Source organism: Rhodanobacter sp. OR87, assembly GCF_000473345.1.
GTDB classification, from domain to species: domain Bacteria; phylum Pseudomonadota; class Gammaproteobacteria; order Xanthomonadales; family Rhodanobacteraceae; genus Rhodanobacter; species Rhodanobacter denitrificans.
Genome location: NZ_AXBJ01000010.1, coordinates 140,802 through 153,986, shown reverse-complemented (window position 1 = coordinate 153,986; position 13,185 = coordinate 140,802). Strand labels below are relative to the sequence as shown.

Genomic DNA, 13,185 nt, shown 5'->3' with positions numbered 1-13,185 from the left:
ACCGCGAGCGTGGCCGGCTGTTGCACCTCGGGCAGCGGAACCCCTGCGGCCAGCGCGCCCGGTATAGCGCCCGGTAGCACCTCGCCTCCGTGCCGTAGCGCCGGATGAACTGCGCCATCGACAACCCCGACTGGAACTGCACTTGGTTCATGGCCATGCCGGTTCTCCGCCTCGTAACATGGCACTGAGCCTCCGCCGCGCACGTCTCACATCACGCGACAGTCGGCTGAGCGTCGTCGCTAATCAGGTCATCTGAAGGTCACCTCTTACTGTGCATGCCTAGGCATGGACAAACGCATAGCGGTTCCCATAGTTCGCGTGCTGACGAAGACTGGGCAGGTGGTAAACCCATCGCCGGACGGATACGATTATTCCGTAGAAGGGCAGGGTAGCTTTACGCCGCTCTCGATGGCGCTTGATGTGACTGTGCCTGGCGCTGACGCCAACTATGCGCTAGTGGCTTCCGATAACTCACACTTAGACACATCTATAACTCGGATCAACTTTGATTGGGGCAACCATCTGGATATTTTGACATATCCCATTGGTCGATTCGATGTTCGATACATCGTTCATTAAGCGTTAACATCTTGGGATCCTGATGAAAAAGCTACTTTGGATGTTACTGGTCGTGTTAACTGCCTGCTCGGCCGATGTGCGTCGATTTGTGCCTCCAGCCGCAAACCTAAATTACATGGCACATCTGATCGCTCTTTCCGACTCTGCAGGAACGCTTTTGCGCTCAGAAGGACACTATCTATTCATTACGTCCGTAGACGGCGCGCAGAGCAAAAGTAACTGGGAGCTTAGGAAATTACCGAGTGACATTTACCTGACGCCTGGCGCGCACCGATTCGGCGTGCTCTACCAACACTCGGGGCTGACCGCCTCGGCGCAGTTCGAGGTCGACGCCAAGGAGGGGATGGCTTACTACATACACCGTCATGCAGGAGCCTACGGTGTCCAATTTTGGCTCACAGAAGGCAAAGAGGATGGTCCAAAGGTTGGCCGGCTGCTGCAGGCGCCAGAATAGCGAAGCCCGAAAACGGTTCCAGGTTTCGTTTTAGATCTGGCTGTGGTCGTGGTGGGGCGACGCTTCCAATCGCGTGGGTTCAATGTCGAAAACGGGCAGCGCAACCCGTTTTCGACTCGCCGAGTCCGGCCAAGGCCCGCCTCGGCTTCGCCGGATCAAGCGCCAAGGCGCTTGATCCACGACCGGCCTCTCTGGCCGCTAATCCTCCTCCGCATGCGGTTTCCACGCCGCGCTGAGCTGCTTCTGCACGATCGGAGGCACGGCTTCGTAGTGGCTGAGGTCGAGGCTGTAGCGGCCGCGGCCGCCGGTCATCGACTTCAGTTCGGTGGGGTAGTCGGTGAGTTCGGCCAAGGGCGCCTGCGCCTTGATCACCAGCTCGCCGCCGCGCTGGGTGTCGGTGCCTAGGATGCGGGCGCGCTTGCCGGCCAGGCCGCCGGTGACGTCGCCCACGCTGTGCTCGGGAATCGCCACCTCGACGTTGACGATCGGTTCCAGCACGATCGGCTTCGCCTTGCCGACCGCGTCGAGGAACGCCTTCTTGCCGGCGCTGATGAAGGCGACCTCCTTCGAGTCGACCGGGTGGTACTTGCCGTCGTACACGGTCACGCGCAGGTCCTGCAGCGGGTAGCCGGCGACCGCGCCGTGCTCCATCGCCTGGCGCACGCCTTTCTCGATCGCCGGCAGGAACTGGTTCGGGATCACGCCGCCCTTCACCGCGTCGACGAACTCGAAACCGGCGCCGCGCTCGAGCGGTTCGATGCGCAGGAAGACCTCGCCGAACTGGCCGGCACCGCCGGTCTGCTTCTTGTGCCGGTGGTGGCCCTCGGCCTGGCCGGCGATGGTTTCGCGGTAGGCGATGCGCGGCGGCTGCGAGTCCACCTCGACGCCGTAGCGCTCGCGCATGCGCTCCAGCATCACCTTCAGGTGCAGCTCGGACAGCCCGCGCACCACCGTCTCGTTGAGTTCCTTGTGGTGCTCGACGCGGAAGCACGGGTCTTCCTCGGCCAGCCGTGCCAGCGCGTTGGAGAGTTTCTGCTCTTGGCCCTTGTGCCTGGGCACCAGCGCCAGACCGAACATCGGCGCGGGGAAGGTCGGCGGCGCCAGCACGATGCGGTCCTCGTCGTGCGAGTCGTGCAGCACCGCGTCGAAGTGGATCTCCTCCACCTTCGCCACCGCGGCGATGTCGCCCGGGATTGCCGCCTCGATCTCCACGTGGCCCTTGCCCTGCGGGCGCAGCAGGTGGCCGACCTTGAACGGCTTGCGGCCGTCGTCGACCAAGAGCTGGCTGTCGCGGCGCACCGTGCCCTGCCACACGCGGAACACGCCCAGCTTGCCCACGAACGGATCGTTGACGATCTTGAACACGTCGGCAATCACGTGCGCGGTGGCGTCGGCGCTGACCTGCAGCGGCGTGCCGTCGCCGCGCACGAACGGGGGCGGGTTGCCCTCGGCCGGGTTCGGCAGCAACCGCGCCGCCACGTCCAGCAATTCGGGCACGCCCGCGCCGGTGCGCGCGCTGACGAAGCAGATCGGCACCAGGTGGCCTTCGCGCAGGCACTGCTCGAACGCGTCGTGCAGCTGCTGCGGGGTCAGCGCGCCTTCGCCGGCGTCGAGGTAGCGGTCCATCACGGTTTCGTCGACCTCGACCACCTGGTCCACGATGCGCTGGTGCGCTTCGGCCAGCGAGGAGAAATCGGTGGCGCCGTCGGTGTGGAAGAAGCAGTCCAGTACCCGGCTGCCGCGGTTGGCGGGCAGGTTCACCGGCAGGCATTCGCTGCCGAACTCCTCGCGCAGCGCCTCGACCAGCGCCGCCAGCTTGGCGCCGTCGTAGTCGATCTTGTTGATCACCAGCATGCGCGCCAGGCCGCGTGCCTTCGCGTGCATCATCATGCGGCGGGTGCCGTGTTCGATGCCGTTGACCGCATTGACCACCACCGCCACGGTCTCCACCGCGGCCAGCGCCGACAGCGTGCCGCCGCGGAAGTCGGCGTAGCCGGCGGTGTCGATCAGGTTGATGCGGCAGCCGGCGTGGTCAAGGCCGGCGATGCAGCTGTCGATGGAGTGGACGCGCGCCTTCTCCTGGCTGTCGCTGTCCGACACCGTGTTGCCGCGCTCGACCGAACCGATCGCCTGGATCGCGCCGCCGGCGTGCAGCAGCGCCTCGAACAACGTGGTCTTGCCCACGCCGGCGTGCCCGGCGAGCGCGATGTTGCGGATGCTTTCCGTGGAATACGTCACGATGCGACCCTCCCATGCAGGGCGTGGCCTCGTGGCATGAACGGCGCCGCGTGAGGCCGCGCGTTGGCGGCTGACGATGGCGGGCCGTCATGGTCGTGTTGTGCCGCTGCAGGGCGTGGCGTGCACCGGGCAAGCGCGGTCATGGCGGAGAGACGGCGCGTGGCGCCGCCCGGCTAGCCTTGAGCGAACCGTCGGTGCGGTCAAGTTGCAGTGCGGGGAACCGCTGCCGTGTAGCGGCGGTCTCAACCAAACGTCGCGGCCCGGCCAGTCGAGCCGCCGCCTGCCCAGCTGCCATTCGACGCTGGGCGGAGGTTCAAGCGCCATCGGTCATCCTGTCCGTCGCCATTACCCGCGAGGCATCGTCATCGTCCGTCCGCAGCAGCTCGCCCGGCGCCGCCCACCGCCGCCGGACCCGGCACCCGGCCAGCTGCCGGGTCGCGGCCTGAGTCCGCTGGAAGGCGCGGCGCAGGCGCTGTTGCGGCAACGGCGCTGGCGCGAGCCGCGGCGCGAGCGTCGCCAGCACTGGCTGGCGCTGGTGGTGGCCGGCCTGCTGCATGTGCTGTTCGTGCTGGTGATCTGGCAGCAGATGCGGCCGCCGGTGATCCGGAGCGTGGTGCACCTTCAACTGGATGATGTACTGCAGGTGCGCTTTGTCGCGCGCACGCCGAACGCCGCGGCCGCGCCGCCACCGCCAGCCATGCCAACGCCACCGAAGCCTCGCGCGCTGCCCCGTCCGCACGAGCCGCCGGCGAAGGATGCGATGACCCTGCAGGTGCCCACGCCGGCAGCGGCCGCTGCGCCGCGCCTGTATGACGAACATGGCCAGCCGTTGCTGCCCGCGGCCGCTGCCAGCGCGCCCACGCCCGACTACGTGCAACGCCTGCCGCAGGGCGACCCGCGGATCATGCAGCACCGCAGCCCGGTCACCTACCAGGCTACGCGCTTCGAGAAGGACTGGAACAGCAACAGCAATGCGATCGACAGCGCGCTGCAGAAGCTGGTGGACAAGACCACGCTGAAGAAGACCATCCGCCTGCCCGGTGGCGTGCGCATCCACTGCGGCGTTTCGCTTGCCATGCTGGCCGGCGGCTGCGGCGGCGATCCGCCGCCACCGCCTTCGGCCAAGGACGGCGACGAGCGCCTCAGCATGGCGCCGGCGAAACCGCTGGGCGGCGACGCGCACGCACCGCCGAAGCCCGGCGAGGAAGCGTGCATCGCGATGTACCGTGCCGGCAAACCGCTGGCGTGGGGTTGCCCGGTCGACACGCCGAGTCGCGCGGTCGATGCCGAGCTGCGCGAGCGTGCCGCGGGAACCGCCAGGCAACCCTGAGCGTCATGCGGAAGCGCGGGCGCGGCCGCTACACTCGCCGCATGCCCCTGCCGCCCCCGGACCCGCCTGCCAGCCGCCCCGCCAATCCGGCGCGGGTGATGCTGAGCTCGCCGCTGGCGGCAGCCACGCGGGCCCGCGTCTATCACCAGCGCACCCGGCTGCGTTCGCGCGAACGCGGCCTGCGCATCCTTGCCATGGTCAGCAGCTTGCTGGTGCATCTGCTGTTCCTGTTCGGCTTCGTGCTCGGCCCGGCGTTCCAGGTGGTGCCACCGCCGGAGTCACGGCAGCAGTTCCTGCAGGTGCGCCTGGTCGAGCCGCCGGAGCCGCCGCCCCCGCCGCCGGTGCGCGGCACCCCACCGAAGGAGCGCGGCCCGCGGCATCAGGGCCGCCGCAGCCGGCCTGCGCCTGGCAGCGAGCGCAGCGCGAACGCGGTGGCCGTGGTGGCGCAGCCGCCGGCCGCAGCCGCCGCACCGCCGACGATCGCGAAGGCCGCGCCGCCGCGCGCGCCGAAACCGCAACCGGCCGCGGCGCCGCCGGCGCCGGTGAGCCTGCCGCAGCCGGCGCCGACGCCGGCACTGCGGCCGATCCCGCTGGCTGCCGAGCCGCCGGCCGTGAGCTTGCCGACGCCCGTCGTGCAGCTGCCGGTGCCGCCGAAGTTCCAGCCCGAGTCGGTGCGCAAGCCGCAGCTGGAAGGCAAGCGCCCGCTGCCGCCGCCGCCGTCGCTGGCGTTGCCGGAACTGCCGCCGCAGGCCGCGCCGCCGATCACCGTGTCGAGCATCGCGTTGAGCACCGAGTTGCCGAAATCCACCGCACCGGCCAGTGTCACGCCGATCCGCGCGCAGCTTCCCGCCGCGCCGCCGGTGCCCGAGTTGCAGCCCATCCCGTTACCGGCGCAGCCTGCGCCGAGCGTGAACGTGCAGGCGCCATTGAGCGTGCCCGCGCCGACCGTGCCGACCGAGCGGCCACAACTGCAGGCACCGTCGATCGAGGTGGCCCAGGCGGAACTCGAGACGGTGCCGCTGGCGCCGGCCACGCCGTCGCGGATCGAGCCGCCGGCGCCGAGCGCGAAGATCGACGTCGCCGATGCCGCGCGGCAAATGGACGTCCAGCCGTTCATCGCGCGGCCGCAGTTGAGCACGCCGCCAACCGCCGCCGCCGCCGCGCCAGCCGCAGCGGCGGCGAGTCCGCCGTTGGCGTCGCCATCCCCCGCACCGGCCGGGCCGCCCACGCCCAGTCCGGACGACGCCCGCAGCGGACGCGATGTCAGCCGCGCCCCCGACGCCACGCCGCAAGGCAGCGAGCTGGCCACGCCCGGCCAGCCCGAAGGCGTGGTCGCTGCGCCGGAAAGCACCCGCACCGGCACCGCCGCCGCGCAGCCGGCGGCGCGTCAGGGCAGCGACAACGGGCGTCGCGGCGAGCAGCCCGGCAAAGGCCAACCCGGCGGCGACCAGCCCGGTGCGGAAGAAGGCAAGCCGCAGGGCGAGCTGGGCAGCTACGTGCAGCTGAAGCCGCGTGGCGACACCGAGATCATGCGCCACGGCGTGCCGAACATCGGCTACCAGCCGACCCGCTTCGAACAGGACTGGGCGCCCGAGGGCGAAAGCTCGATCGACACCGCCCTGCGTCGCGCGGTGGAGAAGACCAAGGTCAGCCACACCTTCCACCTGCCGCGTGGCGTGCGCGTGGAGTGCACGGTGATGCCGTTGCTGCCGATCGCGCTGTTCGGCTGCGACAACCCCGATCCGCCGGCGAAGCCGGTCGACGACAAGGTCTACGAACGCCTGCACCTGGCGCCGGCCAACCCGGCCGCCGCGCACGCTCCGGCGGTCAGCCGCACCGCCCCAGCGCCGATGGTCACGTTCGACAACAGCGCCGAATGCGCCGCCGCCCGCGTCGCCGGCAGCCCGCCACCGCCCGGCTGCGCAGGTCCCGTGCTGCCGGCCAGGCCGGCCACACCCGCCGCGTCATCCAGCTCATGGGTGCCGGCGAGCGATCAGTTCCACTGAGTTGCGGCAGAGGGCCATTCCCGATCAGGCGAACCGAATGCACCGTGGCCGCCGCGGTTGAGCACACGAGCATGGCCCCGGGAGATGACGACAACCGCCAACACGCACGCAGCTGATCCAGCAACCACGGCATTTTCGCCCCCGTTACACCCTCATTTTCGCCCGTGTAACTCATACATGTACTGACCCAGTGAAAACCTGCTCAGGTGTTACCTTGAAGAGGACACCCCATGCCTTGGCACGCTGCCGGGGCGACCGCTTCGGCGTCGTTGTGATCGTTCTTGCTGCGCGAGCTCTTGCGGAACGGTTTGACGAACTGGGCGGCCATGATCCGTGGCTGCAGACCGCACCCCAGGCAGCGTCGCGCCCAGCGATGCGCCCCGCTGCAGGCCTCCATCACCACCACCGTGCCGGCCGCACCTGCGCCAACCAGGTACTGCCGTTGTCGCCGATGGTTGCCCGAACTGCGGCGGCTTCAGTCCGCAGTCGGCAGCGCGCTGCCGCTCTGCCGGTGGGGTATCTGCCGTCGCGCGAGCGGGCGTCGAGGCCGGGCGGTTGCGCCGGGGCGCCTGACCCCGGCGCCTACAGCAGCCGCAGCAGCTCCTTCATCAGCGGCAGCCGGCGCACGCGCACGGCGCTGGCGCGGAACACGGCGTTGGCCAGCGCGGGGGCGGCGGTGGGCATGGCGAGGAAGCTGGCGCCGGCGGGCGTGCGGTCGTCGGCGACGGTGATCACTTCGACGTCGTTCGGCAGCTGCGCCATGCTGGCCAGCGGGTAGTCCCGGTAGCCGCGCTGCTGCACCTGGCCGTTCTTGAACGTGATGGCGGGATTCAGGGCGATGGACAGCGCGTCCAGCGTGGCGCCGGCCAGCTGGCCTTCGAGCCCGCGCGGGTTGATCACGCGGCCGACGTCGGCCGCGCAGACGACGCGCTGGATGGTCAGCTGTTCGCCCTGCATCGACGCCTCGATCGCGTGCGCCACGTAGGCGCCGTCGACGTGCCAGCAGGCGATGCCGAGCCCGTTGACGGTGCGCAGCCAGTTCTTCCACTCGATGCGGTCGGCGACCAGCTTGAGTACGTTGACCAGGCGGCCGGTGTCCAGCGTGCCGCCGCTGCCCAGCGGCAGCTGGCGCGGCTCGCCGAGGATACGCAGGCGCGTCTTCAGCGGATCCTCGCGCAGCTGGTGGGCGAGCTCGTCGATGAAGCTTTCCACCGCGAACGCGTTGCTGAGGTGCGGCATGCCGCGCATCGGCCCGCGCGGCATCGCCGACTGCAGCGCGTACCAGTCGCTGCGATAGTTCGGCACCAGTGCGGCGGGCAACTGGTCGGCCAGCAGCTCGGACGTCCACAGGCGGTCGGCAGCCACGCCGCGACCGTTCAGCGCGGAGGCGCTGGCCATGCGCTGGTACCAGCCGAGCAACTGGCGCTTGCGGCCGATGGTCGCGCTGATCCGGTGCACGCTGCCGGCGCGGTAGTAGTCGTGGCCGAAGTCCTCGCCACGCGTCCACAGCAGGCGCACCGGCCGGTTGACGGCCTTGGCCAGCAGCACCGCTTCGGCCACGTAGTCGTGGTCGAGCCGGCGGCCGTAACCGCCGCCGACACGCGGCACGCGGATGTCGATGCGGTCGGGGGCCAGGCCGGTCAGGCGCTGCACCACGGCCCAGGCCTGCTGCGGCGCCTGGGTCGGCACGACCAGGCTGGCGCGGTCCTTGTCCAGCCGCACCAGGCAGTTCATCGGCTCGGCGGTGGCATGCGCCAGCCACGGCTGCACGTAGGTGGCATCGAGGCGGCGTGCGGCTTTCCTGCCGGCGGCCTCGACGTCGCCGTCGTTGCGCACGCGACTGGTGGGAGCGGCGTCGCCGGCGAGCAGGGCAGTGGCCTGCTGTTCCAGCGCGGCGCTGTTCTCGCCGGCGCTGGCGCCGGGCTTCCACTCGAGCTTGAGCCTGGCGCGCCCCTGCAGCGCGGCCCAGCTGTTCTCGGCCAGCACCGCCACGGCCGGGGCGATCACCGTGCTGCCCGGCGGCTGGCCGGGCTCGGGTTTGAGCTGCACCACTTTCAGCACGCCCGGCACGGCGAGCGTGTCGGTGGTATCGATGCGCGCCAGCGTGCCGTCCGGCCACGGGCAGTGCGCCAGTACGGCGACCAGCGCGTCGCCGTAGTAGTGGTCGATGGCGTAGAGGGCGGTGCCGGTGACGATGGCGCGCGCATCGACGTCGCCGGCGCTCTGGCCGATCAGGCGGTAATCCGCGGCGTTCTTCAATGGCGGCACGCTGGACGGCAGCGCGATCTTGCTGGCGTCGGCGGCCAGGCTGCCGTAGCCGAAACGGCGGCCGTCCGGGGCGATCACCGTGCCGGCCTCGCAGCGCAGGCGGCTGGCCGGCACGCCGAGCCGGCGTGCCGCCGCCTGCAGCAGCAGCCAGCGTGCCACCGCGCCGACCTGGCGCAGGTCGTTCCATGCGGCAGGGATCGAGCCGCCGACGCCGCCGAGCTGGCGGCCGTAGCTCCAGCGCGGCTTGCCGTTGTCGTTCTCCACGCCGAGTCCGAGCGGCACCACGCCGACGCGGTTCCAGTCGGCGTCCAGTTCGTCGGCGATGATCCGCGGCAGCGCGGTGGCCACGCCGGTGCCGGTGTCCGGGTCGCGCGCGCCGATCAGCACGTTGCCGTCGGCGTCGATGCGCACGTAGGCGCCAAGGTCGTAGAGGTTGTCGCCGAGCATCGCCGGCGGCAGCGGCGCGTCGGCGGCGTCGGCGAGGCGGATGCCCACCACCAGCGCACCGGCGCCGCCGGCCAGCACCTGCAGGAAGCGGCGGCGCGAGAGCCGGATGCCCTGACTGCTCATGGCCGGCCCGCCTTGCCGGCGGCGGCACGCTTGATCGCGCGGCGCACGCGGCTCTGGCAGCCGCAGCGGCACAGGTTCGGCAACTGGTCGATGTCGCCGTCGTCCGGGTGGGGTTTGCGCCGGAGCAGGTCGACCCCGGCGATCAGCCAGCCCGGCGTGCAGTAGCCGCAGCCGATCGCGTCCTCGTCGATGAAGGCCTGCTGCAGCGGGTGCAGGCTGCCGTCGTTGGCGGCCAGGCCTTCCACCGTGGTCACCGCCTTGCCGGCCAGTCGGGACAGCGGCTGCATGATCGCGGACACCGCCTTGCCGTCGAGCAGCACCAGGTCGGCGCCGTTCTCGCCGGCGTCGCCGCCGTACTTGGTGCCGGTCAGCCGCAGCACGTCGCGCAGGTACCACAGCAGCGGCATCTGCGGGTCGCCGGTGTGGCGGAAGCGCTCGCCGTTGACTTCAAGCTCGATGCCGTCGCGCACCTTCTCGGCCACGATGCCGCTTTCCTGGCCGGTCGGCAGGACCTTGGCTTGCACGGGCGCCATCCATCATCTCCTTGAAGTCGATCCGTACATTGTGGCATTGCTGCCGCCCGCTTAGGGCAGCGTGCGGCTGAACAGGTGACGCCAGAGCGCGTAGACCGGCACGCCGGCGAGCATGATCAGCAGGCCGATGCCGCTGTTGCGCGGGTTGTCGCGCAGCGACAGCAGCACCACCGCGGTCACCGCGGCGATGAACAGCAGCGGCAGCCACGGATAGCCTGGCACGCGAAAGCCGCCGGAGGCGCGGTCGTGGCGGCGGTACCAGAATAGCGTGGCCACACCGATCGCGCAGGCCAGCCAGTCGCCGAAGGTGGCGTAGTCCAGCAGCTGGCCATAGCTGCCCGACAGCGCGAGCACGATGGCCCAGCCGGAGAGCAGCAGCAGCGCGGTGTTCGGCGTGCGCCAGCGCGGGTGCAGCCGCGCCACCACGCGGAAGAACAGCCCGTCCGCGCCCATCACCTGCAGCACCCGCGCGCCGGCGACCAGGGTGATGTTGCAGAAGCCGAGGGTGGAGATCGCCACGCCCAGCGCGATCAGCTTTGCGCCGACCGGGCCGGCGACCTGCTGCATCACGTCCGCTGCCGGCGCGGTGCTGGCGGCCAGCCCGGCGTGGCCGAGCACGGCGAGATAGGCCACGTTGACCAGCGCGTAGGCGACGATCACCAGGCCCATGCCCAGCGCGAGTGCGCGCGGCAGCGTGCGCTGCGGCTCGCGCACCTCGCCGGCGAGGTTGTTGAGGTAGGTGAAGCCCGAGTAGGCGAACAGCACCGGCAACGCCGCGCCGATGAAGCCCACGCCCTGGCGCGCCGGATCGGCCGCCAGCAGCTGGCCGTGGCCGGCGCCGGCGCCGGCGAGGAACAGGCCGCACGCCACCAGCACCGCCACCGCCAGCAGCTTGAGCAGGGCGAACAGGTTCTGGATCTGCGCGCCGAGGCGGATGCCGAACAGGTTGATGGCGCTGACGAAGACCAGGCCGCCGACGGTCAGCGGCAGCGCCCATGCGCTCGGCAGCCCGAACAGCGCGGCGGTGTAGCTGGCGAAGATGGTCGCCACCGCCGCGCTGGAGCCGGAATAGATCACCAGCAGCATGGTCCAGCCGAACAGGAAGCCGGCCAGCGGCCCGAACGCCTCGCGCAGGTAGACGTAGCTGCCGCCGGCGTGCGGCCGGCGCGCGCCGAGTTCGGCGTAGCACAGCGCGCCGATCAGGGTGAGCACGCCGGCGGCCACCCACATCAGCAGCAGCGCCAGCCCCGACTCGGTGCGCTGCGCCACGATGCCGGGGTTGAGGAAGATGCCGCCGCCGATGATGCCGCCGACCACGACCAGGGCGGCGTCCCGGGGCCGCAGGCTGCGCGCATAGGCGGTGCGGGAAGATGGGTTCATCGGATCGTAGTGGCGGCGGTGGAACGAGGCGGCGAGCATGCGGGCTTGCCGGTGCGCTCGCAAGCGGCGCCACCATCGAACTGCCATGGTATCGATCGACCAGGATGCCGACGGCTTGGCGGAAGTTATTGAAGACGCAAGAAAATACGATGTTGCAATAATGTGAAATCATCCACAAAAATGCACCGCCGCGCGACCGGTGTTCGCCGGCAAAGGGCAGAAACAGACGTAAACCAACAAGGACGCTACATGAAAAAGTACATGCAGGCAGCCGTCGCCGCCGTGGCGATGGCAGTGGTTTCCAGCGGCGCATTCGCCGCCGACCAGGGGGCATTCTTCATCAACGGAAATTTGGGCCAGTCGCATTTCCACGACAGAGGCTTCAGCGACCGCAGTGACACCAGCGGCGCACTGCGCGCCGGCTACAGCTGGCAGGGCGAGACCGCCGATTTCGGCATCGAGACCGGCTATGTCGACCTCGGAAAGGCCAGTGGCAGTGTCGCGATCGGCACCACCGTCGTCGGTTTCAGCGCCAAGGCCAAGGGGCCGCTGCTTGGCGTCAATGGCCGCTACAAGTTCCGCAACAAGATGTACATCTCGGGTCGCGCTGGCTGGTTCCACACCAAGATGGACATGAACACCGGAGGCTTTGGTTCGGGCAGCTACAACGGCGACGGCACCTATGCCGGCGTCGGCGTGGGCTACGACGCCACCCAGCACTTCAGCCTGGGCGTGGGTTTCGACAACTATCACGGCCGCATCAAATTCAATGGCCGCAAGTACGGCGAGAGCATTGGCGTGTTCTCCGGTTTCGCCGAGTACCGCTTCTGATCTTCGGGTCCAGCAACGCCACGGTGGCCGTCTCGTGCGGCCACCGTCGTTCTGGCGCAACGGTTCAGTCGATCTGCAGTTCGCCGCGCACGCCGATCGCGCAGGCGCCGCCGATGGTGACGGCGCCGCTGGCCGGATCGCGCTCGACCTCGACGTAGCCGTCGCGGTCGACCTCGCGGCCCTGGCTGGCGCGGTAGCGCAGGCCGTAGCCGTCGCGCCCGTCGCGCTCGCCCAGCCACGCCATGATCGCCGCGTTGGCGCTGCCGGTGACCGGATCTTCGGGAATGCCGTCGGCCGGGCAGAACGCGCGCACCGCCATGCTCGCCCCGCCCGAGCGCTGCCGGCCGAACACGCTGACGCCGACCGCGCCAGCGGCTTCGCACAGCGCGCCGATCGCCGCCAGGTCCGGCTGGAGCTGGCGTACCGCGGCTTCCTCGCGCAGGTCGCAGACGAACCACAACGGGCCGTTGTCGATCAGGCACGACTGCTCTTCCGCCAGCTCGGCGTGCACGGCCCGGCCGAGCGTGCTGGGCTGGGCCGCGCTGACTGCGCGCAGCGCGGCCGGCGGTGCCTGCACGTGGATGACCCTGTCGCGGCCATCGCCTTCGACCCGCACCGGCAGCAGTCCGGCCGCACATTCCTGCACCAGCGCGCTCTTGCCGGCGGCGACCAGGCCGGACTCGATCGCGGCGTACGCGCTGCCCACGCTGGGATGGCCGGCGAACGGCAGCTCCTGGCGCGGGGTGAAGATGCGTACGCGGTAGTCCGCCGCGGCGCTGCTCGGCGGCAGCAGGAAGGCGGTTTCGGACAGGTTGGTCCAGCGCGCGATGCACTGCATGGTCGCTTCGTCCAGCCCCTCGGCGTCGACCACCACGGCCAGCGGGTTGCCCTCGAGCAGGCGGCTGGCGAAAACGTCCAGTTGCAGAAACGAAAAGATCGGCATGGGTGCCTCTCGTGGTGCGGACGGACCTGAACGCTGGCTAGCGCAACGCGCCG

10 protein-coding genes and 1 pseudogene are annotated in these 13,185 nt (G+C 70.1%); 4 read left to right on the top strand and 7 right to left on the bottom strand.

Annotated features, from left to right (window positions below; genetic code table 11):
- Window positions 1-157, bottom strand: a 157-nt coding sequence (locus RHOOR87_RS19880; protein WP_196806979.1) for a transposase, incomplete at its 3' end; no start/stop codon positions are given.
- A gap of 444 nt (window positions 158-601) precedes the next feature.
- Between RHOOR87_RS19880 and RHOOR87_RS20405 the strand changes: the two genes are divergently transcribed.
- Window positions 602-1,033 carry a hypothetical protein gene (locus RHOOR87_RS20405; RefSeq protein ID WP_015448671.1) on the top strand — a complete coding sequence of 144 codons (432 nt, stop codon included), beginning with the start codon at window positions 602-604 and terminating at the stop codon, window positions 1,031-1,033.
- A gap of 198 nt (window positions 1,034-1,231) precedes the next feature.
- Here the strand turns inward: RHOOR87_RS20405 and fusA are convergent, their stop codons facing one another.
- A complete protein-coding gene (fusA, locus tag RHOOR87_RS0111055; protein ID WP_007513789.1) occupies window positions 1,232-3,271 on the bottom strand; it encodes an elongation factor G in 2,040 nt (679 codons plus the stop codon).
- A gap of 205 nt (window positions 3,272-3,476) precedes the next feature.
- Between fusA and RHOOR87_RS0111050 the strand changes: the two genes are divergently transcribed.
- Window positions 3,477-4,601, top strand: a complete 1,125-nt coding sequence (locus RHOOR87_RS0111050) for a hypothetical protein (protein ID WP_231381769.1) — start codon at window positions 3,477-3,479, stop codon at window positions 4,599-4,601.
- Between the two features lie 41 nt (window positions 4,602-4,642).
- Window positions 4,643-6,607 (top strand): hypothetical protein, encoded by a 1,965-nt coding sequence (locus tag RHOOR87_RS0111045; protein WP_231381768.1) that lies wholly within the window; start codon window positions 4,643-4,645, stop codon window positions 6,605-6,607.
- Window positions 6,608-6,839: 232 nt separating this feature from the next.
- Here RHOOR87_RS0111045 and RHOOR87_RS19875 read toward each other — a convergent pair.
- The 4 genes and pseudogenes from RHOOR87_RS19875 to RHOOR87_RS0111030 all read right to left on the bottom strand — a co-directional run.
- A pseudogene (locus RHOOR87_RS19875) lies at window positions 6,840-7,045 on the bottom strand (IS110 family transposase); the annotation flags it as partial.
- A gap of 144 nt (window positions 7,046-7,189) precedes the next feature.
- A complete protein-coding gene (locus RHOOR87_RS0111040; RefSeq protein ID WP_027485035.1) occupies window positions 7,190-9,445 on the bottom strand; it encodes a molybdopterin cofactor-binding domain-containing protein in 2,256 nt (751 codons plus the stop codon).
- Window positions 9,442-9,978 (bottom strand): (2Fe-2S)-binding protein, encoded by a 537-nt coding sequence (locus RHOOR87_RS0111035; RefSeq protein ID WP_027485034.1) that lies wholly within the window; start codon window positions 9,976-9,978, stop codon window positions 9,442-9,444. The genes RHOOR87_RS0111040 and RHOOR87_RS0111035 overlap by 4 nt, the downstream gene beginning before the upstream one ends.
- Before the next feature lie 51 nt (window positions 9,979-10,029).
- A complete protein-coding gene (locus RHOOR87_RS0111030) occupies window positions 10,030-11,397 on the bottom strand; it encodes an amino acid permease (RefSeq protein ID WP_027485033.1) in 1,368 nt (455 codons plus the stop codon).
- A 210-nt stretch (window positions 11,398-11,607) separates the two neighbouring features.
- Between RHOOR87_RS0111030 and RHOOR87_RS0111025 the strand changes: the two genes are divergently transcribed.
- Complete coding sequence (locus tag RHOOR87_RS0111025) at window positions 11,608-12,189, top strand: outer membrane beta-barrel protein (protein WP_007512697.1); 582 nt, start codon at window positions 11,608-11,610, stop codon at window positions 12,187-12,189.
- Between the two features lie 64 nt (window positions 12,190-12,253).
- Here RHOOR87_RS0111025 and RHOOR87_RS0111020 read toward each other — a convergent pair whose 3' ends face one another.
- Window positions 12,254-13,132 carry a PhzF family phenazine biosynthesis isomerase gene (locus RHOOR87_RS0111020; RefSeq protein ID WP_015448658.1) on the bottom strand — a complete coding sequence of 293 codons (879 nt, stop codon included), beginning with the start codon at window positions 13,130-13,132 and terminating at the stop codon, window positions 12,254-12,256.
- Window positions 13,133-13,185: the final 53 nt, after the last annotated feature.

Bases quoted from the DNA above. Each gene is read 5' to 3' on its own strand.
- RHOOR87_RS0111025 (WP_007512697.1), top strand. From the start codon at position 11,608: ATGAAAAAGTACATGCAGGCAGCCGTCGCCGCCGTGGCGATGGCAGTG.
- RHOOR87_RS0111030 (WP_027485033.1), bottom strand. From the start codon at position 11,397: ATGCTCGCCGCCTCGTTCCACCGCCGCCACTACGATCCGATGAACCCA.
- RHOOR87_RS0111020 (WP_015448658.1), bottom strand. From the start codon at position 13,132: ATGCCGATCTTTTCGTTTCTGCAACTGGACGTTTTCGCCAGCCGCCTG.
- RHOOR87_RS0111040 (WP_027485035.1), bottom strand. From the start codon at position 9,445: ATGAGCAGTCAGGGCATCCGGCTCTCGCGCCGCCGCTTCCTGCAGGTG.
- RHOOR87_RS0111035 (WP_027485034.1), bottom strand. From the start codon at position 9,978: ATGGCGCCCGTGCAAGCCAAGGTCCTGCCGACCGGCCAGGAAAGCGGC.
- RHOOR87_RS0111045 (WP_231381768.1), top strand. From the start codon at position 4,643: ATGCCCCTGCCGCCCCCGGACCCGCCTGCCAGCCGCCCCGCCAATCCG.
- RHOOR87_RS20405 (WP_015448671.1), top strand. From the start codon at position 602: ATGAAAAAGCTACTTTGGATGTTACTGGTCGTGTTAACTGCCTGCTCG.